General features: G+C 51.0%; 17 protein-coding genes and 4 riboswitches. Of the genes, 4 read left to right on the top strand and 13 right to left on the bottom strand.

The window, feature by feature from the left end; genetic code table 11:
• Nucleotides 1-26: 26 nt before the first annotated feature.
• From sdaAA to gcvH, 3 genes are read right to left on the bottom strand one after another with little or no spacing between them, the layout of a single operon-like run.
• Nucleotides 27-917: an L-serine ammonia-lyase, iron-sulfur-dependent, subunit alpha gene (gene sdaAA, locus ACFPOF_RS19030; RefSeq protein WP_378135490.1), complete on the bottom strand. Its 891-nt coding sequence runs from the start codon at nt 915-917 to the stop codon at nt 27-29.
• 19 nt (nt 918-936) lie between these two features.
• Complete coding sequence (gene sdaAB / locus ACFPOF_RS19025; RefSeq protein WP_378135488.1) at nt 937-1,605, bottom strand: L-serine ammonia-lyase, iron-sulfur-dependent subunit beta; 669 nt, start codon at nt 1,603-1,605, stop codon at nt 937-939.
• 11 nt (nt 1,606-1,616) lie between these two features.
• Entirely contained in the window at nt 1,617-2,006 is a 390-nt protein-coding gene (gene gcvH / locus ACFPOF_RS19020) for a glycine cleavage system protein GcvH (protein ID WP_378135486.1), read from the bottom strand.
• Between the two features lie 74 nt (nt 2,007-2,080).
• Nucleotides 2,081-2,158, bottom strand: a riboswitch (glycine riboswitch).
• Between the two features lie 3 nt (nt 2,159-2,161).
• Nucleotides 2,162-2,269, bottom strand: a riboswitch (glycine riboswitch).
• Between the two features lie 141 nt (nt 2,270-2,410).
• A riboswitch (glycine riboswitch) is annotated at nt 2,411-2,511 on the top strand.
• 3 nt (nt 2,512-2,514) lie between these two features.
• A riboswitch (glycine riboswitch) is annotated at nt 2,515-2,620 on the top strand.
• 90 nt (nt 2,621-2,710) lie between these two features.
• On the opposite strand from gcvH, the gene gcvT reads away from it, so the two are divergent.
• From gcvT to ACFPOF_RS19000, 4 genes are all read left to right on the top strand, one after another.
• Nucleotides 2,711-3,820 carry a glycine cleavage system aminomethyltransferase GcvT gene (gene gcvT, locus ACFPOF_RS19015; RefSeq protein WP_378135484.1) on the top strand — a complete coding sequence of 370 codons (1,110 nt, stop codon included), beginning with the start codon at nt 2,711-2,713 and terminating at the stop codon, nt 3,818-3,820.
• A 5-nt stretch (nt 3,821-3,825) separates the two neighbouring features.
• Entirely contained in the window at nt 3,826-5,181 is a 1,356-nt protein-coding gene (gcvPA, locus tag ACFPOF_RS19010; protein WP_378135482.1) for an aminomethyl-transferring glycine dehydrogenase subunit GcvPA, read from the top strand.
• Nucleotides 5,182-5,183: 2 nt separating this feature from the next.
• Nucleotides 5,184-6,662 (top strand): aminomethyl-transferring glycine dehydrogenase subunit GcvPB, encoded by a 1,479-nt coding sequence (gene gcvPB / locus ACFPOF_RS19005; protein ID WP_378135480.1) that lies wholly within the window; start codon nt 5,184-5,186, stop codon nt 6,660-6,662.
• Between the two features lie 363 nt (nt 6,663-7,025).
• Nucleotides 7,026-8,255, top strand: coding sequence for an aminopeptidase (locus ACFPOF_RS19000; protein WP_378135478.1), 1,230 nt, complete (start codon nt 7,026-7,028; stop codon nt 8,253-8,255).
• Nucleotides 8,256-8,409: 154 nt separating this feature from the next.
• Here ACFPOF_RS19000 and ACFPOF_RS18995 read toward each other — a convergent pair whose 3' ends face one another.
• From ACFPOF_RS18995 to ACFPOF_RS18950, 10 genes are all read right to left on the bottom strand, one after another.
• Nucleotides 8,410-12,504 carry an S-layer homology domain-containing protein gene (locus ACFPOF_RS18995; RefSeq protein ID WP_378136054.1) on the bottom strand — a complete coding sequence of 1,365 codons (4,095 nt, stop codon included), beginning with the start codon at nt 12,502-12,504 and terminating at the stop codon, nt 8,410-8,412.
• Between the two features lie 300 nt (nt 12,505-12,804).
• A complete protein-coding gene (locus ACFPOF_RS18990; RefSeq protein WP_378136052.1) occupies nt 12,805-12,933 on the bottom strand; it encodes an S-layer homology domain-containing protein in 129 nt (42 codons plus the stop codon).
• Nucleotides 12,934-12,981: 48 nt separating this feature from the next.
• A complete protein-coding gene (locus ACFPOF_RS18985; protein ID WP_378135476.1) occupies nt 12,982-14,643 on the bottom strand; it encodes a M56 family metallopeptidase in 1,662 nt (553 codons plus the stop codon).
• A gap of 8 nt (nt 14,644-14,651) precedes the next feature.
• A complete protein-coding gene (locus tag ACFPOF_RS18980; protein ID WP_378135474.1) occupies nt 14,652-15,008 on the bottom strand; it encodes a BlaI/MecI/CopY family transcriptional regulator in 357 nt (118 codons plus the stop codon).
• A gap of 171 nt (nt 15,009-15,179) precedes the next feature.
• Nucleotides 15,180-15,782 (bottom strand): TetR/AcrR family transcriptional regulator, encoded by a 603-nt coding sequence (locus tag ACFPOF_RS18975; protein WP_378135472.1) that lies wholly within the window; start codon nt 15,780-15,782, stop codon nt 15,180-15,182.
• A 4-nt stretch (nt 15,783-15,786) separates the two neighbouring features.
• The gene (locus ACFPOF_RS18970; RefSeq protein ID WP_378135470.1) at nt 15,787-16,215 is read right to left on the bottom strand and encodes a VOC family protein; all 429 of its coding nucleotides are present in this window, start codon (nt 16,213-16,215) and stop codon (nt 15,787-15,789) included.
• Nucleotides 16,216-16,276: 61 nt separating this feature from the next.
• Nucleotides 16,277-19,864, bottom strand: a complete 3,588-nt coding sequence (locus tag ACFPOF_RS18965; RefSeq protein WP_378135468.1) for a carbohydrate binding domain-containing protein — start codon at nt 19,862-19,864, stop codon at nt 16,277-16,279.
• A 39-nt stretch (nt 19,865-19,903) separates the two neighbouring features.
• Nucleotides 19,904-20,719 (bottom strand): carbohydrate ABC transporter permease, encoded by an 816-nt coding sequence (locus ACFPOF_RS18960; protein ID WP_378135466.1) that lies wholly within the window; start codon nt 20,717-20,719, stop codon nt 19,904-19,906.
• 1 nt (nt 20,720) lies between these two features.
• Nucleotides 20,721-21,608, bottom strand: coding sequence for a carbohydrate ABC transporter permease (locus tag ACFPOF_RS18955; RefSeq protein ID WP_378135464.1), 888 nt, complete (start codon nt 21,606-21,608; stop codon nt 20,721-20,723).
• Nucleotides 21,609-21,613: 5 nt separating this feature from the next.
• Entirely contained in the window at nt 21,614-22,972 is a 1,359-nt protein-coding gene (locus ACFPOF_RS18950; protein WP_378135462.1) for an ABC transporter substrate-binding protein, read from the bottom strand.
• Nucleotides 22,973-23,140: the final 168 nt, after the last annotated feature.

Genomic DNA, 23,140 nt, shown 5'->3' with positions numbered 1-23,140 from the left:
TCAACCTCCACGAATGGCGTAGGATGTTATAAGGATGGCGGCTTGGCCGCATTGATCTTCTCGGTCAGCTTACGTCCGGTCGGCGTCTGAGCAAGTCCGCCGAGCGCCGTCTCGCGAAGCTCTCCGGGCATCTTCGAGCCGACTTCCAACATGACGCCGATCACCTCGTCCGAAGGAATCGCGCTTCGTACGCCGGCAAGCGCCATATCCGCCGCGGCGAGCGCGTTCACTGCACCAAGGCCGTTGCGAACGATGCAAGGAATCTCGACTAGCCCAGCTACAGGATCGCAAATCAGACCGAGCGTGTTCTTAAGCGCAAGACCGACCGCGTGAACCGATTGCTCGGGACTGCCGCCGCGCAGCTCGACGAGAGCGCCGGCCGCCATGCCGATCGCGGAACCAACCTCCGCCTGACATCCGCCTTCCGCCCCGGAAATAAACGAATTATTGGCGATAACATAACCGATCGCACCTGCACAGAACAGCCCGTTCACCATCTTCTCGTCGGTCCATCCGAATCGCTCCTGGGCGCTGACGAATACGCCCGGGATAATACCGCAGGAGCCTGCAGTAGGTGTCGCCACGATACGTCCCATCGAAGCGTTAACTTCCGATACGGCCAGCGCGTAAGCCATCGCTTTGCCAGCCCATTCGCCGACGCACGGTTCGCTTGCAGCTGTATGTTCGTTCACTTTGCGCGCATCTCCGCCCACGAGTCCGCTCCGCGACTGAACATCGCTCTCTATCCCTTTGTGGACGGCGGTTTTCATCACTTGATAATAAGCGGCCATCTGACCGACAATGGCTTCCCGCGACTCCCCGGTCTCATGCGCCTGCTCGGCGATCATCAGTTCGGTGATCGTCAGACTCTCCTGACGGCAAATCCGCATCAATTCCGCGAGCGTTCTGAATCGCATCCTTACAACCCCTTCGTCCTCATGAAGTCAGATCGACGACGGACACCCCATGAATATGCGGCAGCGAGGAAAGAGCATCGAGTAACGCTCCGTCCGGCCGCCGGTCGCATTCGACCACCGTCAATGCCGCTCCTTGTCTTTCCTTGCGATCCACGTTCATAAAACCGATATTTAAACCGGCATCGCTGGCCGCCGCCGTGATGGAAGCCAGAACGCCAACCTGATCGTCGTGAGCAATGACAAGCGTCGGATAATACCCCGAACAGCCCGCCGCAAAATCATTCATCGTATGAATTTCGATGTTACCGCCGCCGATCGAAGCGCCGCTTACAGAAATTTCTTTGCCATCCGCGGCAGCCTCGATTTTCACGAAATTGGGATGAGGAGCCGTGCCCGTCCCCCGACGCAGTTCGAATCGCATCCCCGCCTTCTCCGCTTCGGAGAACGCTTCGGGAATTCTATCGTCGTCGGTGTCCATATTGAGCAGCCCGCCAACGATAGCCAAGTCCGTGCCGTGGCCCGAATACGTTTCGGCGAAAGAACCGTATAGGGTAATGACCGCCTGGTCCGGCGTTCGGCCCAGCAATTGCCGGGCAACCCGTCCAATCCGAACCGCACCCGCCGTATGGGAGCTCGAAGGCCCGACCATAACCGGACCGATGATGGAAAATACGTTCTTGAATCTCATGGAGATAACTCCTATCGGGAAATAATCGCTTCGTATTGCTCGGGGGTAAGCAAAGCCGCTACAGCTTCCGCCGCGTCCCCTTCCACTTCTACTTCAACGATCCAGCCTTCGCCGTAAGGGTCCGCATTCACTTGCTCCGGGGAATCGAGCAAAGCTTCGTTGACTTTAACGACCGTTCCGCTAACGGGGCTGAACAAGTCGGATACGGTTTTGACCGATTCGATCGTTCCCATAGGCTGGTTCGCCTCGAGCGTCGCTCCGACTTCGGGAAACTCGACGAAAACGATGTCGCCAAGCTGATGTTGCGCGTAATCTGTAATGCCGATCCGGATTACGCCGCTTTTGGCCTCCGCCCATTCATGCTCCTCCGAATATCCCAATCCCGCTTTAATTTCGCTCATTTCCATCTTCCTTTCGGCTCGTATTGTACATATTGTACGCAAAAAAGGACAGAGATCTGGCTAAGCGCCATGATCTCTGTCCTTGGTACCTGAGAGTTTAAGCGGTCTTGCGACCCCGTTACCCCTTTGGTGGCTGTTCGCTCTCTCCAGAGTCGCGTCGGATGGCGGTTCTTGTACCTGAGAGATTAATCTTCCGGCTGGCTGGCCGTCGACTTGCTCCTTCGGTGCCTGGCGGTTCCCAGGTCTCTCCCTGCCATCGTCATCCGCAGCATATACTTCACCAAGCGTAATTCAGGATTTGCCCTCGTGTCAATATGCGTTGAAAATAAAAAAAGGGCTCCATTTGTGGGTTGACATCGCTTCCATTGGCATGCCTTAATAGAGGATAACAACCGAAAATGCGGATGATGGCAACGGGAGAGACTGCCAAGACACAGTTGGCGGCGCCGAAGGAGTAAACCCGGCAACGGGTGAATCTCTCAGGCAAAAGGACCTTTGCCGGACGCACCTCTGGAGAGCACGATCGGTACGCCTAAGGCGTAAGCGGCGTCACCCAAGGGGAAACCCGGACACCGGCTTCGGTTCGGGGCAACTCTCAGGTACAAAGGACAGAGCGAGAAGGATACGTAGGCGGCAACATGCTGCTTGCGTATGGCCTTTTTGCTGCTGTCCTTTTTTCTATCATTCACAAGGAGGAGAACCCGGTGACCGAATTAAAAAGAACCCCACTTTACCCGCTCTATGCCGATTATCCCGATGCTCGTTGCATCGACTTCGGCGGTTGGGAGCTTCCCGTCCAATTTTCGGGCATTCAGAAAGAGCACGACGCCGTACGCCAGCAGGCCGGCTTGTTCGACGTCTCCCATATGGGCGAGTTCAGGGTGACTGGCAAATTCGCGGAAGATTTCTTGCAAAAAATGACGACGAACGATGTTTCGAAGCTGACGGACGGTCAGGCCCAATATTCGCTTATGTGTTACCCGGACGGCGGCGTAGTCGACGATCTGCTCGTGTATCGGATTACCGCCGACCAGTATATGCTCGTCGTTAACGCCTCCAACATCGACAAAGACTACGAATGGCTGCGCGAGCATCTGGTCGGGGACGTCCTGCTGGAAAATATCTCGAACGAGCTGGCGCTGATCGCCTTGCAAGGGCCTAACGCCGTTGCGGTCATGAATGCGCTTGGATCATATCCTGAAGCAAGCGAGCTTCAGCCTTTTCATTTCGCCTCGGACGTATCCGTCGCAGGCGTTAAAACGCTCGTCTCGCGAACCGGCTATACCGGCGAGGACGGTTTCGAGTTGTATGTGCTTGCGGACCAAGCTCGGGACGTCTGGAACGCTCTGATTGCTGCCGGTGAACTGTTCGGACTCGTACCGGCAGGACTTGGCGCCAGGGATACGCTGCGTTTCGAAGCGCGGCTGCCGTTGTACGGTCAGGAGCTGTCAAAGACGATTACTCCGCTCGAGGCGGGCGTTGGCTTTTTCGTGAAACTGACCAAGGAACATTTCGTCGGCCGCAACGCGCTGCTGGCGCAGAAAACGAACGGCGTGCCGCGCAAATTGGTCGGCATTGAGATGATCGACCGCGGTATCCCGCGTACGCATTATCCGGTCTATGCGGACGACAAGCTGATCGGCGAAGTGACTACGGGAACACAGTCCCCGACGCTCAAGCGCAATCTGGGTCTCGCCTTGATCGATGCCGGTTATGCCGAGCTCGGTACCGAGCTTTGGGTCGAAATTCGGGGCAAACGGCTGAAAGCCGAAGTCGTAAAGACGCCATTTTACAAAAGAATGCCTAAGGAGTGAGATTGGTGGCCGTTAAACAACATCGCTACATCCCCGTAACCGAGCAAGACCAGATCGACATGCTCCGGACGATCGGCGTCGAGTCGACCGAAGATCTTTTCCGTGATATTCCCGAATCGATTCGTTATCGCGGCGTCCTGCCGATGTCATCCGCGCTTGACGAGATTTCGTTGCTGCAGCATATGAAAGAATTGTCCGGTCGCAACGCGGACACGGATCGGTATGCCAGCTTCCTCGGCGCCGGAATCTATGATCATCATATTCCCGTCATTATTAATCACATGATTTCCAGATCGGAATTTTATACGGCTTACACGCCTTATCAACCGGAAATCAGCCAAGGCGAACTACAGGCCATCTTCGAATTTCAATCTTATATTTGCGAGCTGACCGGCATGGCGATCGCCAACGCCAGTATGTACGACGGAGTAACCGCGCTGTCCGAAGCAGGGGCATTGGCGGCCGGTGCGACGAAAAGGAAACGGCTCGTCGTCTCCCGCACGTTTCACCCGGAAGCACGTGAAACTCTGCGGACGATGGCCCACGGCTTGAACCTTGAGCTTGTCGAGGTCGGCTATGCGAACGGCGTGACGGATCTGGACGCTCTGAAAGAAGCCGTAACCGGCGAGACGGCAGCTGTGCTTGTCCAATCGCCGAACTTCTTCGGCTGCGTCGAAGATATTGCCGCGATTGAACCTCTCATTCATGGTGTCAAAGGACTGCTCGTCGTCAGCACGAATCCGATGTCGCTCGGTTTGCTTGAACCACCAGGTAAACTCGGCGCCGATATCGTTGTCGGAGATGCGCAACCGCTCGGCATCTCCCAATCGCTCGGCGGTCCGACTTGCGGTTTCTTCGCGGTCGCGGAACCGCTCATGCGCCGGATGCCCGGCCGAATCGTCGGCCAGACGACCGATATCAACGGCAAACGCGGCTTCGTGCTGACGCTTCAAGCCCGCGAACAGCATATCCGGCGCGAGAAGGCCACGTCCAACATTTGCTCTAACCAGGCTCTGCTCGCTCTGTGCGCTTCGATCTACTTATCGACGATGGGCAAGGAGGGCTTGCGGGAAGCTGCCAACCTGAATTTGCAGAAAGCGCACTATGCATCCCGCCAGCTTGCTGATCTGAACGGCTTCTCGCTTGCATTCGACGCACCGTTCTTCAACGAATTCGTCGTTCGGCTTCCTGATGGTGTTTCCGCGAAGGACATCAACTTGAAGCTTCTGGAGGCAGGGTTCATCGGCGGCTACGACCTGGGAGTCGCATATCCCGAGCTAAAAGGCCATATGCTTGTCGCCGTCACCGAGAAACGCACCAAAGCCGAAATCGACAGCTTCGCGAACAGACTGGGGGAATAGGCATGACGACCGCTACAACTACCGCCAAACCGGAAAAAGCGCTCATTTTCGAATTAAGCAAACCCGGACGCGTCGCTTACGCGCTTCCTCCCTGCGACGTACCTGAGGTGGAGCCTTCCGAATACATTCCGGCGGCTATGCTGAGACAGAAGCCCGCTGCATTACCTGAAGTGTACGAAGTGGACGTGATCCGCCATTACACGGAGCTGTCCCGACGGAACTTCGGCGTCGACAACGGATTTTATCCGCTCGGCTCCTGTACGATGAAATACAATCCGAAAATCAACGAAGACACTGCCCGGTTCGCCGGCTTCGCCAAAATCCATCCTTATCAGCCGGAAGAAAGCATTCAGGGCGCGCTTGAGCTGCTATACGTCTTGCAAAACGACATAGCTGCATTGACCGGTATGGATCAGGTAACGCTGCAGCCAGCCGCCGGAGCGCACGGCGAATGGACAGGATTGATGATGATTCGTGCTTATCACGAAAGCCGCGGAGAGACGCGTACCAAGGTCATCGTCCCCGATTCCTCGCACGGAACGAACCCTGCGAGCGCTACGATCGCCGGATTCGATACGATTACGATCAAGTCGAACGAGCGAGGACACGTCGACCTAGACGCGCTCCGCGCCGCAGTCGGCAGCGACACGGCCGCGCTTATGCTCACCAACCCGAGCACTCTCGGCCTTTTCGAAGAACAAATTGTAGAGATCGCGCAGATCGTCCATGAGGCTGGCGGGCTGCTCTATTATGACGGGGCGAACTCCAATGCCATCATGGGCATTACCCGTCCTGGCGACATGGGCTTCGACGTTGTACACTTGAATTTGCACAAAACGATGAGTACCCCTCACGGCGGCGGCGGTCCCGGAGCCGGGCCGGTCGGCGTTAAGAGCAGGCTGATCGCTTATTTGCCGAAACCGGTCGTCTGCAAGCGCGAAGACGGGACGTATTTCTTCGATTACGACCGTCCGGAATCGATCGGCAGGGTGAAGGCGTTCTACGGCAACTTCGGCATTCTCGTTCGGGCGTATACGTATATTCTTACGTATGGTCCGGAAGGGCTTCGCCGCGTATCCGAATGCGCAGTGCTGAACGCCAACTATATGATGCATAGGCTCGCTCCGCACTTTGAAATTCCATATCCCGGCGTGTGCAAACACGAATTCGTCATGTCGGGGCGCGGCTTGAAGCCTTACGGCGTCCGCACGCTCGACGTCGCCAAGCGATTGCTCGATTTCGGCTATCATCCGCCTACGATCTACTTCCCGCTTAACGTTGAGGAATGCATCATGATCGAGCCGACCGAGACGGAAAGCAAAGAAACGCTCGATGGCTTCATCGACACGATGATCCAGATCGCCGAGGAAGCGAAGACGAATCCTGAGCTTGTTCTTAATGCTCCGTATACGACAGTCGTGCAACGGCTGGACGAAACGACGGCGGCTCGAAAGCCGGTGCTGAACTGCGCCTGCGGTTGATACCCGATGGGGGATGTCCCATAAGTCATACGAGATGACTGATGGGGCATCCCTTGTTTTGTGCTCACGATATAAATCTTGCGGAAATGTATCTTTTTCCGGCTGCAACTCCAGCCCGGTTGCCAGTTGCAGCCTGGAGATACTGCGCCAAACGCATTAAATCGAGCACATAAGGCACCTCCGTGCTGGAGATAGTGCGCCAAATGCATTCACTCGAGCTCACAAGGTGCCTCCGTGCTGGAGATAGTGCGCCAAACGCATTAAATCGAGCGACCAAAGCACCTCTAGAACCGAGATAATACGCCACTTACTTATGAGATAGCCCCTTTGAACAAACTCAAATTAGCCCAGGAGGAATAAATAATGCCTACAATGGTTGACTTGGCCAAATACGCCGACCTTATTGTTAGAACGGCTGTACATATTCAGCAGGGTCAGGATTTGTGGATCAACGCCTCTATCCATAACCCGGAACTCGTTCGTCTGATCGTTAAACGCGCCTATGAAGAGGGAGCGAAACAAGTCCATGTCGAATGGCGAGACGAGCAGGTGACAAAGCTAATGTACAGCCTTGCGCCGGACGAAGCGTTAGAGCAGTATCCGGCTTGGCGGGCGCAGGCCATGACGTCGTTGGCGGAGCAAGGCGGGGCTTATCTGTTCATCGTTTCCGACGACCCTGAGCTGCTCAAGGAGATTGATCCTAAGCGGTTATCCGATTACTCGCGAGTCTCTTCGGCCGCTCTTGCCACTTTCAGAAAATACATGTCTGCGAAGAGAATGACCTGGTCTCTCGTTGCCGCTCCTTCGGACAGTTGGGCCAAGCTCGTTTTCCCCGAGCTCGATACGAAAGCAGCCGTCGAAGCGTTGTGGGACGCGATTTTCCAAGCTGTTCGCGTCAAAGCCGACAATCCTGTCCAAGCTTGGGAAGAGCATAATCGCATCCTGCTCGCCAAGCGCGCTTATCTGAATGACAAACAGTACAAGAAGCTCCACTACAGAGCCCCTGGTACAGATCTTGTTATCCGGCTGCCGGACTATCACCTCTGGAACGGCGGCATCTCGAAGAACGAACACGGCAATACGTTCAACCCGAACGTGCCTACCGAAGAAGTCTATACGGCGCCGCATAGAGACGGCACGAACGGAGTCGTACGCAGCACCAAGCCGCTGAGCCATCAAGGGAACTTGATCGAGAATTTCAGCCTTACGTTCGAGAACGGTCGCGTAGTAGATTTCAAAGCCGAGAAGGGATACGATTCCCTGAAACAAATGTTAGACTTGGACAACCACTCGCGATACTTGGGAGAAGCCGCACTCGTTCCGCACCAGTCTCCGATCTCGGATTCGAACATCATTTTCTTCAACACATTATTCGACGAAAATGCTTCCAACCATCTAGCCTTAGGTAACGCGTACCCAACCTGCGTGGAAGGCGGCACGACCATGTCTCGCGAGGAACTGGAACAAGCCGGACTGAATCAAAGCATCCTCCATGTCGACTTCATGATCGGTTCGGCCGATATGGATATCGACGGCATCACAGAGGATGGCCGGGTCGAGCCGGTGTTCCGCAAGGGTAATTGGGCGTTCTAGGATCGTGGTTGAGGAAGGTAGATAGTGAGCAAAAAAGTAACGGCCTGTGACCTGCAACTCCATTAAGGAGTATGCAGATACACAGGCCTATTACATTTTCATTCATAGTGGCGGCCTCTAGGCCATGGGGAAGTACATCCCCTTGCTCCTTAAATTAAATCAAATCGGACTTCTGAAGCAGGTTTCGAACCATCATCGCAACTTCGGCTCTCGTAACAAAGGCTTTCGGCGCCAAACCTGCTTCGCCTCTGCCCGATACGATGCCGGCTTGTACGCTATCGGCGATGCCGTTCTTCGCCCAATTGGATGCCGCAGCCGCGTCCGCGAACGAACGAAGCACCGCGTCTACCGATTGTGCCGGCAGCTTGCCTTTCAAACCAGTAACCTTCATCGCCTTGGCGATGATCGACATTGCTTGTTCCCGCGTGATTTGTTCGTTCGGACGGAACGTGCCGTCTTCGAAGCCGCTGATTAACCCATACTTGACTGCAGTGTTCACAGCACTGCCGTACCAGTCCGAAGCTTTCACGTCCGGGAAGGCGGATGCTCCGCTCTCCAGCTTCAGTCCAAGACCGCGAACGACAATTACAGCGAACTCTGCGCGCGTGATCGTGCGGTCGGGACTAAATTGACCATTGCCCGTCCCTTCGATAACCATCCGCGATCCCATATCGTTGACCGCATCCTTCGCCCAATGCTTTGTCATATCGGCAAATTCAAGCGGGTGCCAGACAACGGAGTACGTACTGTTCGTTAAGCTGTTGATCTTCACATAAGATTTGCCGTCGATGACGACCACCTTCGTCGGAACGTGGCGTACCGTACCGTCCGGATCGACGACGACGCCCGTCGTAATCTTGCTCGGGTCGACACCTTCCGGAATCGCAATCGTCCGCTCTACGTATGCGTTGAAATGGGTAACTTCAACTGTCTTGTCCCCATAAGTCCCGCGCACCGTAAATTCAACCGGCGGAGCGACAAGCGTGAATGTGCCTTTCGCTGCCGCATTTTCCACCCATTTGATCTGATCTGCGGCCGGAACGGCAATTTCGATCTGTACCTTGATGTCTGCCAGCGCCACCGACTTACCTAATTTTTCGGAAAGCGCGTCGATATTGATTTGCTGCGCAGGCAGCGTGTAAGTCGCTTTTTCCGTCTGGAGAACAAGCGTAGCCGATGCTTTCTCCATACTTTTGACAATCTGTCCATTCAACTCGCCGATGATCGAATCCGCTGCTGTTTTGACCGGTATAGTCACAACCGCATGGCTGCCTTCCGCATCCAGCTTCGCTTGCAGCTTGACAGGATCAATGGTCACGGTCGTCGTCTTCACGCCGCCGAACTCGGACGTCTTTGACTTGCCCAGATTTTCGACCTTGCCATTAACGAGAACTTCAATATCATTCGTGACTGGTATAGATGTTGAAGGTCCTGGCGTTATTACCGGTGGCTCTGCTGCCACCACAGCCGTTGTCTGTCCGAAGCGGACCACTTTGCCTGTTAACGTGTCGACCTCCGCAACGCCAATTTTATCGCCGTTCGCAGCCGGAATAAGACCTTCGGCAGGAAGGTTCGCGTATCCTGTTAGCACCTCATCCACGTTCGGCACGATCACGTTCCCGCTCTCGAAATTACGGTATACCAGCTTATGGCCCGTCGTTGCACCCGGCGTCACCGTCAGCTTCGTCATGCCGTCATTCGCCGCGCCGCTCGGGTCGCTGGACGTGACCGTCAAGCCCGTTGCCGCACCCGGTCCCTCAGGCTCATTCATCACAATAGCAAACGTTTGACCGATATGAATCACTTTTCCCGTACCCGTATCCAGCTCCACGACTCCGATCTTATCGAAGCTCGTCGCGGAAACGATACCGCCTTCAGGGAGATCCGTATAATCGGTCAGATCGAGAACGTCTCCTATGTTCGGCACAATCACATCGCTGCTGCCGAAGTTGCGATACACCAGCTTGTGACCCGTCGTCACGGCGGGCGCCACTACTAGCTTCGTCTTGCCGTCGTTCTCCGCACCGCTCGGGTCGCTCGACGTTACATTCAAACCGCTTACCGTAATGTCGAAGGTTCCCTCGCTTGGATTGACCTTATAATCGGTTCCATGAAAATTACCCGAATAACCGGAGTAAACCGCTTTAAGGGTATGAACGCCTTCCGTTAAATCGTTGTAGTTGTTTAAAGGAAACATCCCGTATGGAGGTAGTGCTGATATGACCGACGATAACTGCACGTTGTCCGTTTTAACAACGCCGTCAACGTAGAAGGTCAGCGTCCCCCCATATACAGACGAGGAAAACGGCGGCTGCATATAGGATGGGGCACCCAATACGGTCGCGGTATAGCTTGGGATGTTCATTGTCCCGATTACGACATTCCTCGTACCGCTTACCGATGTCGTCGAAGGCGTTCCGCCGATCGAAAGCCTGGTGGTACTTTTGTTGCCCGCCCAGTCAACTGCCTCGACCTCATAAGCGGCGGATGTCGAGGGGGCGGTTAGCGTGTATGTCGTACCGTAAACCGGGTTAAGCTCAGGCACCCCATTGACATACATATGATAATAACGAACGCCGCTGCCCGTGCCATCGGTGGCCTCGTCCCATGATAAAACGACATCACCGGCGCTGTCCTCATCTTGGGTGATAGAAGCGTCGTTCCCCCATACAGGCGACGTACTGTCGATGAAGATGCGAGGATAAAAGACGCTAGTTCGATTACCGTACTGGTTCACGAAATAATACCCGTCGTCTAATTCATGCCATCCATCGTTTATGCCGCTCGTATGGAGTGTGAATGACGCGGATGCATATGTTCCTGCGTGAAAAGTATCTACAGGCGTATCATTGTTATCTGCTCGGTATACGCTAATCCTATGGCCGTAGCCCAACGACCTGGAATCCATGTTGATTTGAATATTTTGCTCGCTTACGTTCTTGACGGATACGTATAAAGGTTCCATATTAAAACGGATGTCCATGCCGGCGTATAACTGCGGATAACGGCCGTTCTCCATATACCACACATGCTCGAAATCCCAGTTGTTGTCTTCGTCTTCCGAATCGGATGTGAATGTTGCCTTGTTTTTCATCTGATTAGTGTTTCGTCCAATGCCATACAGATGGGCATCGGACACATCGCCATCCGGTTGGCCCGACGCTTGCGTATCCCAATAGGACGCGATGACATTTGAAAGTTCATTGTAATTAATGCCAATTAACCCGTTCGCTGGACCAAACGTGGTGCCTACATAACCTGCGGCATAACTATTCTGAACAAAGTCTTCGAAAGAGAATCCCATCAAGCCGCCGACAAAACGTGTGCCGATGATATTGCTAGTGGAATAAGAATGATAGATTTTGCTATTTGACGACGCGCCTATTAGACCGCCAATATTGTCTATGGTAAAAATGGTCGATCCGACTGTCCCTGTTGAATAGCTTCTGAGAATTTGCGCATCATCGGCATATCCGAGCAGCCCTCCCATAGAATCGCCTATTTCGTCTGGATCCAAACCTCCTCCTGTAACCGCAGCTTCGGCATGAGAGTTATATACCGTTCCGGTCATCAAAAACCCTGCCAGTCCACCAACCGAATTTGCACCAGTCACGGTACCCCGACCCATATGATTGTAAGCGAATACCAGATTCGAATTGTCGTCAACTCCGCTGGCACTGCCTACCAAACCGCCGACATTTTTATTTCCTTTTACGTCTCCCTTGGCGGAAACGAACATCAAGGATGCCCAGCTGTCTTCTTCCGTTTGTTCCATTAACCCGGCAATGATGCCTACATTATCGTGACCGATAATGCCTCCGTTACCGGTTTCAACCGTTAAATCGAAAACATGCCCGTTTTCGATTTTGGAGAACAAACCGACATTGTCGTCATCCGGCCTATTGATCTGCAAACCGCTGATTTTTTTGCCGTTTCCGTCGAATGTTCCGGAGAAGCCGGAGTCGTCTCCAAAACCAATCGGATAGAAATCGTATGTAAGAATAATGTCATTCACCAAAAGATAATGACCGCTCCAAAGATAATCACCTTGCCCGATTGCATGCAAATCCGCCGCTTTGGTGATTTTCCACGGATTCTCCTCCGTACCTTCCCCTGACAATGGATCACGAGCTGCATACGCCACTTTTCCTGCCAATGGCGAGAGTAACGACAACACCAGAAGCAACCCGGACAACATGAACTTAAGCTGTCTGCCGGGCGAAACCGCAATTCTCTTCGTACCGTTCATTTTCTTCACCTATAACCCACCTTTGCTAGGTATGATTTTTCCGTCATTACCACCGTTGGAAGAACCGCGACAATGCCGATCATGGGAATTGCTAGTCCCCGATGACTTTCTGTAATCATTCTCATCATGACCGCCTTTCTTGGAATTTTTCGACATATTGATGGTACATACGACATTATAACCAGTGCGATGTTGCAAATTTGTTGCAAAAAGAAGGGATGCCTATCTTCATTTTGTTTTGACACAAATAAAGGAGGGCGATTTTCGCCCACCTTAACCTGTTACTATAAAAGCAATTCATCAATCTATCCAACCAAGCGTTTTCAGCGTCCTTACAAGTACGGCCGCAGCTTGTGCGCGTGTTGTTTTACCTTGAGGGCTGAACGTGTTCGCGTTGGTGCCGGACATGATTTGCAGCGTGACAATCAGAGCGACGGTCCTGTCTTCGATGCTTCTTCCTCGTTCACGGAATTTTTTTTAATCTGTTACCGTAAAGATCGTATCGTTTTTTTTCAGATACTTCATTCTCTGCGAATAGTCTTGATCTGCATCGGCTTTCGTCAATATGTTACTGGAAACTAACAAGTCATAAAATGTCCTCAGCATCGGGGCTGATATACTCAGTATCTGGTCTGATATATACATAGGAAGTCTTTCGCAAGTAATCATCATTCTTTGGCCGTCAATCAGAACGGAGGCTAGTTTTGCAGGTTGCACAAGCTCAATCTGTACGCCCCTCGCGTCCATAATAAAGTACATTTCCTTCCCGTTTTCAAACGCTATATGTTTGACTTCTGCCCCGTTTGCCAACCGGCTCTGTACTTCTTTCATCGAATAACCCGGGTTAGGATCATTTTCCAAAAGCCATTTAGCAAAATCTTTCGTTTCGACGTCATCCGTGTCATATTTTCCCCAAGCCTTCCCATTGTCCTTGCTAATCATTACAGAGTTATCATTCATGACGCGCACATATATCTCGTTATCGATATATATTGCCCGATATTTGGAAGCAATAAGGTTGTCGATCAACATCGGCACATCGGCTTGCCTGAAGGTTAAATCGATTGGCATGAGCACTGTCGTGGATTGACCTTGGTACAGGTTGGGTACGACTTCGGCTACAGGTTCGTCGCCTCCCGTTGCAGCTTCCGTTTCGTCCCGTGCAGAAGTCGCAAAGACGGTAACGACGCTAACTGCAATTGTAATTGCAAGCAGCATTGTCCTAATGGAGGTTTTCTTTGTTTTCATAATCGAAATAATCCTTTCTTCGATCGGCTTTTTAGCAAAATGGCTCATCATTGGAAACATCCCGCTTCTCTTTTCTTCCAAACTGACAAGTGCCAAAGCGTAAGCTGACTTCGTGCTATTCCCAAATGTCCGTATCACTGTTTCATCGCATGACAGCTCGATGTCACGGTTGGCGAAAACGTACATCACCCACACGACAGGATTGAACCAATGAACACTTACGCCTGCGGCAAACAGCCACTTTTTAAGTGTGTCATATCGTTTAATGTGCGTAAATTCGTGAGTCAGGATAAGGGCAAGTTGGTTTTCATCGGTATAGTCTAAAGCTTTCGGCAAGAGGACAACCGGCCGTAAAATCCCGTAGGTGAGCGGAGTCGAAATGTGATCCGCTTGCCGGATTTGAACCTTTCGCCATAAACGATTGGATTGTTGCCATTCTCTAATAAAATTATTGTTGATAGGCAATGACATTTTGTAATTTTTGCGACTTCTTAAATGCGGGATGATAAAGTATAAAGCACATAACGTGAAGCCGATAAGCCATGCCCATACAATAGGCGATAGCTGCGAAGCTATCTGCAAGGGCTCGGTTGGAAAAGTCATATTTTCTTTTACCGGCGGCATGCTAACCGTGCCTCCATCAGTAAGGAGGGGGCTTTCTGTTACGGGAGTTCCTTCTTTTCCTGCAAACATTCTGCCGCTTAAATAGTCGAGCACCGTAAAGATGCTAAATTGCGAATGAACGGAAACAGGTACCAGCAGTTGAACTAACGCAACACTCCAGAGAAACATAAAAGTCATTTTCGGCAACTTGTGAAGGAGTATCCAACGAAAAAACAGGATCGCAACAATTAAAATGGAAACCGACAGACTTGTTTCCAGTAACGGCATCCCCCACCTCATTCCAAACTCTCAATCAGTTGCTTCAAGCGGGTAATCTCCTCAGCCGTCAGCCGTTTCTGACCTAGAAGCGAAGCAATCAGCCTGTCAGGGGCCCCATTATACATTTTATTGATAAGTTCTGTTGTTTCGTGCTCCTGCGCCTGCTCCCGTGTTACCAGTGCATGACATACAAAATTAGGCTCTTTCCGTTCGATCGCCCCTTTATCAAGGCACCTTTTGATAATGGTATAGGTTGTTGTTTTGCTCCAGCCTATTTTTTCTTTGGTTATTTCTGCAATCCTCTTCGCGGCGGTATCGCCATCCCTCCATAAGATTTCCATAATATTAAGCTCGCTGTCGAAAAGCTTCATCATTAAACGGTAACCTCCCACTCACATTAACAGTCATTCTACTGCATTAGAATACAATTATATTCTACTTCAGTAGAACGACCTTGTCTAGTGACAACTGTTATTCCCCCAACAAAAAAACGCCGGGTGACCCGACGTCTGAAATACATCATCAATGCATTTTGTGAACCCCCTTCATTTAGCCTCCATTTCGACTGTTCTAAACCCCTCCAAGAAAGCATCAAGCACCTTCATCGTCTCATCCAAAGCTTCCGGCTTCGCGGATTCATTAGCAAGCCAAAGCGCCGTCTCGTTTAAGCCGCCCGATATAAAATGGGTCAGAGCGTCGAGGGGGAGCATTCGAATATTTCCCTGCTCCTGCATCATCTCAAGCTGCCCCCTCAACAAACGCATGGAGTGGCTCTTGTCCATCTCCCGCCACGTTTCCCAGCCGAGAATCGCCGGACCGTCTATCAGCATAATTCGCCGATTGCTCTCCTCAACGGCAGCCAGAATGAACCCTCGGCATCCTAAATAAAGCTGCTGCCATGGATCTTCGCTTGTCGCAGCGTCTCCCTCGACTCGCTCGGCGACCTCGCGCTGGACATCCTCCAGTACAGCTCGAAACAATTCCTTTTTGCTGCGAAAATGATGGTAGACAGCGCCGCGCGTCAGTTGCGCTTCATGAACGATCGACTCCAACGCCGCATTCGCATAACCATGCTCGGTAAAATGGACTCTAGCGATCTCGATCAATTTCCGTATCGTTTCCGTTGTGTCCGCTTTGCTTCTTCTCATGCCCTTATTTCCACACTTCCTCGGTATACTGATTGTTGAAATCCCCTGTCGGAGGGATGATGGAAATAACATCGATCAACACTCCGTTCGGATCGGAAGTGATGAAATGCCGCTGTCCAAAATCCTCGCTTCGAATCTCTCGTTCGAGAGGAAGCCCCGCTCCTCTAATCAATCGCTCGTAATCAGCATCAACGTCGTCTACTTCAAAGTTAAGGATGAGCCCTTTCACTTGCGTCCTGTACGCGCCCGGAATGGTCGAATGAGCCGCATCGAGAATGGCCAACTCGAATGGGATATCACTGCCGGACATTTTCAAGCTGACATACCAATCCGCCTCAAAAACCTTCTCGAACCCGAAGTGTTCCACATAAAATGCAGCCGTGGCCGCAACTTGCTCCGTTAGGATGACCGGATAGAAACTCGATACTCTCATTAAGACAAAAACTGACGCCCGTAAATTACAGACGCCAGTTGCTGCTTAACCTCATCTAAGATTACTTTGTCGGCCCTTCTTTCTTCAGACTTACATCGTCTACATAGAAATCTCCCAATTGACCCGAGCCCGTAAAGATTCGCAGTTGGGCCGCTTCCAGGGTTCCGGTCCAAGTCACATTGAGCTTGTAAAATAGCTTTGTCCAATCGCCGAATCCGGATAAGCCTTGCGTGTAGCTGGTCTGTTTGCCCCCGTCGTACTGCACCCAAATTTGAATGACTCCGTTCATATTCCCTGTCCCCGCTTTAAGCCACGCGGACAAATCATAGTCGCCTTGGCCGCTCCCAGTCAAAATATCTTTAATATTCTGCCTTGGCCCTCCATACTCGTCCAGTCGACTCGTAACATGAACTGATTTGGCGCCTTCATGAACGGGATCAGTGACGCTGGTCAGGGTACTTGCTCCATCCGTTACCCAACCGTTCGTATCCGCCTCGAATCCATGGTTGTTCAGCAATTCGGGAGCTGCGTCCAACGTTGTGAAGCTCCATACCGGGCCTACCGTAATGCCGCTATCGTTCCTCTCGTCAACTCTCCAATAGTAGGTTGTCCCTGCCTCCAAAGTGCCGGGTGTATATGTTGTTCCTGTCTGGTTGCGTACAAAAGGCGGCGAACTGCTCGTGCCGAAATACACATCATGCGATGCAGATCTGGAGCCGGCTGTCCACGTCAGCTCGGGCGCGAGAATTGTACGCGTTCTGCCGGTTGACGGATACGGGTTCGTCGCTTTGTCGGGCGACGCTTTCTCTCCGACCTTCTTGAGAGCGACATCGTCTGCGTAGAAATTGCCTGTCTGACCGTTGCCCGTCAATATCCGCAATTGGGCAGCTTCAAGGTTTCCGGTCCAAGTCACGTTGATTCTGCTTGCAACCTCTGTCCAATCTTTAAAGTTCGTCAGCGGGGTGTAGTAATAGTTCTCCTGACCGCCATTCGATTTGACCCAGACTTGAATGAGTCCGTCCATGCTGCCCGTCTCGGCTTTCAGCCATGCGGATACGGTATAGTACCCTTTCCCATTGGCCGCCAACACATCCTTGATATCCTGTCTTGGCCCCGTATACCTGTCAGCGCGGTCCGTTACTTTAACAGCTTTGCTTTCGCCATGCACCGGACTGGTTACACTCGTCAGAACGCAGGAATCGGTGAGCCACCCCGTCGTTCCATTTTCAAATCCCGGGTTGTTGATTAATGGCGACGTCCTTGCCACTTTCTTCATGCTCGCATCATCCACATAAAAGTCTTCGACCTGGCCGTCGCCTGTGAAAATCCGCATTTGGGCGTCTTCAAGGGCTCCTGTCCAAGTCAGGTTTAGCGTGCTTGATACCTGCGTCCAATCGCTAAAGCTCTTCAAATCCTGATAATAATAGGATTCTTGACCGCCATTGGATTTGATCCAGATTTGAATCAGACCGTCCATGCTGCCTGTTCCGGCTTTAAGCCAGGTCGATACGGCGTAATTGCCTTTCCCGCTAGCTGCCAACAGATCTTTGATGTTCTGCCTTGGCCCCGTGTACCTGTCAGCGCGGTTTGTTACTTTGACAGCTTTGCTTCCTCCATGCACAGGACTCGTAACGCTCGTCAGGGTAGAAGAATCTATGGTCCACCCAGTCGTTCCATTTTCGAATCCCGGATTGTTTAACAGCTCGTCCGAATAGGCAGTCGTCGTAAAGCTCCATACCGCACCTTGGGCGGTCCCGCCAGTACCTCTTTCATCGATTCGCAAGTAATAGGTCGTCCCAGCCTTTAATTTTCCCGGATTGTACACCGTGCCTGTTTGGTTTTGCACAAAAGGCGGCGTGCTGCTCGTGCCAAAGTAAATATCGTGGGAGACGGCCCCGGAACCCGCTGTCCAGGAAATCTGGGGCGCAGTACTTACATTGGTCGCTGCGCTGGCCGGGCTAGGCGTCCCGGCTTGTCCAGGTAAACTCACCGGCGCATTCTTGACATTCGTAATTTCATAAAACACCACGCCATGATGCTCGATATTGTCGGTAAACGTCAACGCATTTCCGTTAATTGCGACATTTTGCGTCGTGTACGCCAAGTCTCCCAAACTCTTATACACGCTTCCTCTGGAATTAAAGTAATCTTTGTCGGACTGGTTCAATAACACAAAGGGCAAGCCTGAATACTTGGACCAGGCAGCAAGATAGTCGCTATCCGTCAGGCCGCGGTTCGTCTGATCCTGCCACCACGTTGCCCACCAGTTGGCGTGAGTATCATCCACAATCCACTTCTTCACAGTGACCGTATTGCCGCTTACAGGTTCAATATGGTTCAGGTTGATTGTAACCGGTTCAACGGTATTCGCATCCTTATCCGCATTATTATTGTACGCAAATACATGAATGGAATGGGTTGTATCGTTATAACTCGCCATGCTGTCGACTTCGTCCGTGGAACCGGTTGGCGTACCTGTGCGAGTCACCTCGGCAACTCTGCCGTTCGTCATCTTATACAGCAAGTTGCGCATATTACCGGATAGCGTTCTCACGCCATTATCCGTTATGTTTCCTCCATCCCATTGCGCAAACCAATCCACATCGTTGTCCACCAGCACTTTGAACATTTTGGCATCGCTTGAACCTTGCATAGGATGCTGCACATCGCGGGTTGGAAGTCCTTTGCCGTCCCATCCCATTAGGATTCTGCCTTCGTCAACCCCGAACTTCATGCCGGTGAGCCCAATGGAATTCGCATAATTCCGGATAGCGTTGATCGTATTCAGAAATACCGGCGTATCGAACCCGATCGGATAATTATCATAGAACGATATGGAAGCATAGTCGATTTGCGTGCCGACCGTTCCCCTGGCATAATTGGTCCCGTTCTTGCAATGGTTAAGGAAATCTCTTGCATCCCAATAGCCTCCGCCAAGAAACATACTGTGCGCGCCAACGTCAACATTTTCGGCACCTAACGAGTCCTCCAGCGCAGCCACGGAATAGTCGTATAACTTGTAATAGGCGATTTTGGTACTGTTGGCATCGCCGGCGTCAAACCAATCGCTGTTATCGTATTCCGTAAGAACGCCCCACGTCCATGTTCTGACTTCATCGATACCAAAATGATTTTTCAGTTGATCGGCGATCGCTTTTACATAGTTGTAATACGCTTTGTAATCATCGGGCGGTCTGACATTGACTTCGAAAATTTTCAGAAGGGGATCGGCACTGAATTTGAGCGGCACATTCCCCAGTTTGATTTTCGGCTTTAAGCCTTGGCGGAGAATATTCGCGCATGCCTCAACCAGAGCCTTGAATTTGTAATCCGTCAAATCCGTGATATCGTCCGTGTCTACGAAAAGATCTCTTCCCGTACTGCCTCCCGTCGCGATCATCAATTCAACGGTTTTGGTGTAGGGGTCGTTGGCAGAATAGGAGTCGGGCGGCAAATCGGCTGCTACCGTCGACCATTTTCCCAATCCCCAGGCGTCTACATTGCTTGATTTGTTCGTTACGACTTTCCCTACATGGTTAAGGTCATAAGAAAACGCAATATTGCCTGCAGCATGCACTGCCTGAGGAGGGAAGTAACAGAAAGACAACGTTAAAGCCATAAACGCAATCATTGCATTTCGGAATCTCATAGCCTGCAACTCCTTGTCGCTGATTTTGCGTTTCAACGTTCAGCCTTTAACCGCCCCGTCGGCGATTGAACTGATGATATATTTCTGCATGAAAAGAAAGATGGTTACCGTTGGAATCAAGATGATCATGATGGCAGCCGACACCGAATTCCAATCCACCGCAACGTTCGTCGTAAATCTCATCAATATGGTCGAGATCACCGCCAGCTTCGAGCTTGGCATGTACAAAAAGGGACTGTAAATATCGTTGTAGATGCCGATGATTTTCAAGATGGCCACTGTAGCGATGGCCGGAGTCAGCAACGGAAAGATGATGCTCTTGTATATTCTAAAGAGCGAAGCCCCTTCCACGATTGCAGACTCATCAAGCTCATACGGGATATTGCGTATGAACTGGATGTAAATATAAATCTGGATAAAATCCGTGCCCAAATTCAATACGACCATGGCGTAATGCGTATTAAAAAGTCCAAGCGATTGAATTAATCCAAACGTAGCAACTTGAGTGGTGACATTGGGGATAATGATAGAGATTACATACGCCGATAGGATTAAAGCTTTAAGCCGGAAATTAAACCTGCCGAGCACATAACCCGCCATCGTGCCGATCATCATGTTCCCTATGACGGCCAGTGCAATAATGTAAATAATGTTCAGAAACGCAAGCCCCACATGCCCTTTCTCCAACACTAACGTAAAGTTGTCCATATTCAAGAAACTGTTGGGCAATTCGTAAGGGAAGGAAGACGAGAGCTCCTTTTTCGTCTTGAAGGCGGTTACCAATAAAATATACAGGGGGGTGAACACGACCAATACGCCGACAATCAGGGATAGCCACCGGGCGATCCTGGGCATGTCAATCTCCCCCCCTGAACAATATTTTATTTTGCGCCAACACGAGTACGGCCGTCATCAGCATGAGCACAATTCCCATGGCGGAAGCCAATCCGAAGTTTTGAAACTTGAATGCAGTGTTCAGCGTCTTCGTGACAAACGTATCGCTTATGCCAAGCGGCGATCCTTGCGGATAAATGGCAAAGGAAAATTCATACGCCGCTATTGCTCCGTTCAAATTCAGAAACATCATCATTTCGAACACTTTCCGGATAGATGGAAGCGTAATAGACTTGAAAGTTTGAATACGGTTGGCTCCATCGATTGCAGCGGCCTCATAGATTTCTTTCGGAATGGACTGCAAGGCGCCGATGAAAATAACCATCATGAAACCCATGTACTTCCATAGCGCCATGAATGCCAGCACATAATTGACAACCTTGGGATCGCCAAGCCAATTCACCGTCATGCCATGAAGCCCTGCATTTCTTAAAAATACATTGATCGCTCCGTACTGATTGTCGAACATATAATTGAACATGTAACCGATGGCAATGCTGTTGACAATATAGGGCAAAAACAAACTGACCTTAAAAAAGTTTTTGCCCTTCAATTTCGCATCGAGCACGACCGCAAAATACAGAGCGATGGCAACCTGAACGAGCCCTACTATCAAGTAAATGAAGTTATTGTAAAAAACTTTGTAGATGCTCGGATCGCGAAAGATTTGTTTGTAATTATCCAAGCCGATCCAGAGCTTCCGGCTCAGCCCCCCGTCCCATGAAGTAAAACTGTAATAAAACAAGTTCACCGCAGGATAGTAGGTAAAAGCCAGAAGCAAAAGCACCGGAGTCAGCAAGAACAGGAAAATAATCGCTTTTTTCTGAGAACGATAGGTAAGCCCCTTCACAATATTCACTTCCCTGAAGCCTTTCGGGAATCCGCAAATTTCTTGTTATATTTGTCCAGGACCGGCTTGATGTCACTGTCCTTGTTCATCAGAACATCTTGGTAGATCATGCCCTCGTTAATTTGCGCCTTATTCATAATTTCTTGATACCGGCCATAAATTTTCGAATCGCTGCTTGTTGAATCCACGTATTTGATGTTCTGTTGCAGGAATTCATTTAGCGCAGGGTTTTTGGAGCCTACGGAAGCAACCGAGGGCGCTTCTCCGACAAGGTCGGCGTAGCCGGATTCCTCAAGCAGGAATTTGACGAATGCTTTTGCCGTCTCCGGGTTTTTGGTGTTTTTGCTGATTCCGATGTCCCAGCTTGAATTTCTTTGCGCAATGGGCGTGCCGCTATTGTCAATCGGCAGCGGGAAGAAGGCGACATCTTTAGGGTCCAGTCCTTCCAGAGCGCCAATGCCGTAGTTCGCCAACATCAGCATGCCGACTTTATCCATGTGCAGCCTCAGTACATCCCAGTCGGAAGACATCAAATCTTCATCGAAGTAACCTTTATCCTTAAGCGCACGCACGAATGAGAAAGCTTTGCCGAGAGGGGTATCCAAAGCGAAAGGCGTATCGCTTTCATTCATTTGCTTATAGAAGTCATCGACTGTTCCCGTAAGATTGGCAAAGGCAACCGCATTCCAAGACCCTAAAGGCCATCCCGACTTCAGCATGGAGCCGAATGGAACGATTCCTTTTGCTTTGAGCTTGTCGGCTAGAGCGTACAGTTCATCCAATGTTTTCGGATAGGTCGTCACTCCAACGCTTTCCAGCACTTTTTTACTGGCCAGAATGCCGGTAACGTATACGCCCTCCGTCAATCCGTAATGTTTGCCTTCGTACATATGGTACGGCAAATCATAGAACGCAATCGTATCCTTCGTGTACCCCATATCGTCCAAGGGAAGAAGATACTCGGCCAATTTGTCGCTGCCGGCTGGAATAATATTCGTTGTGTATTGGAACACATCCGGAGCCTCATCCGAAGCGAGCCTTATTTTCAGGACTTGGTCTATTTCCTTTACCAATTCAACATCAACTTCTGCTTCAGGGTACTTGGCCTTGAAGGCAGCGGCAATCTCCTTGAATTTGTCTTCAAAATCGACTCTGCTGTTCACAAAAGTAATTTTGCCTTTGATCGTCGGAGTTGCCGGAGTTGCTTCAGAGGTTGCAGCGGCCGTACTAGGTTGTGCCGAGCTTGGCTCTGGCGAGCTTCCTGTCGCAGCTTGATTCTGTTCATTTTTACTTGAGCCGCAAGCTGTCACGAGCAACGTAAAGATCAAACAAATCGCTGCAAAAACGCTGACTTTCCTTTTCATTTTCCATACCCCCAAGATGAATTGTCGAAAAGCGGTTCGTGTAACTATCGTCATTGTATAGAGGATCAACATTCATATAAATGGCCTCAACTGACTTTCATAGTCTTATATTCACTTCTTGAAAGGGCATACATTCATCAAATTGTATACGCTTTCATAAATGCCCGA

The organism is Cohnella soli (assembly GCF_042655525.1).
Taxonomy (GTDB): domain Bacteria; phylum Bacillota; class Bacilli; order Paenibacillales; family Paenibacillaceae; genus Cohnella; species Cohnella soli.
Note: the sequence above shows the minus strand (reverse complement) of the source record. Positions and strands in the feature narration are given on the sequence as shown.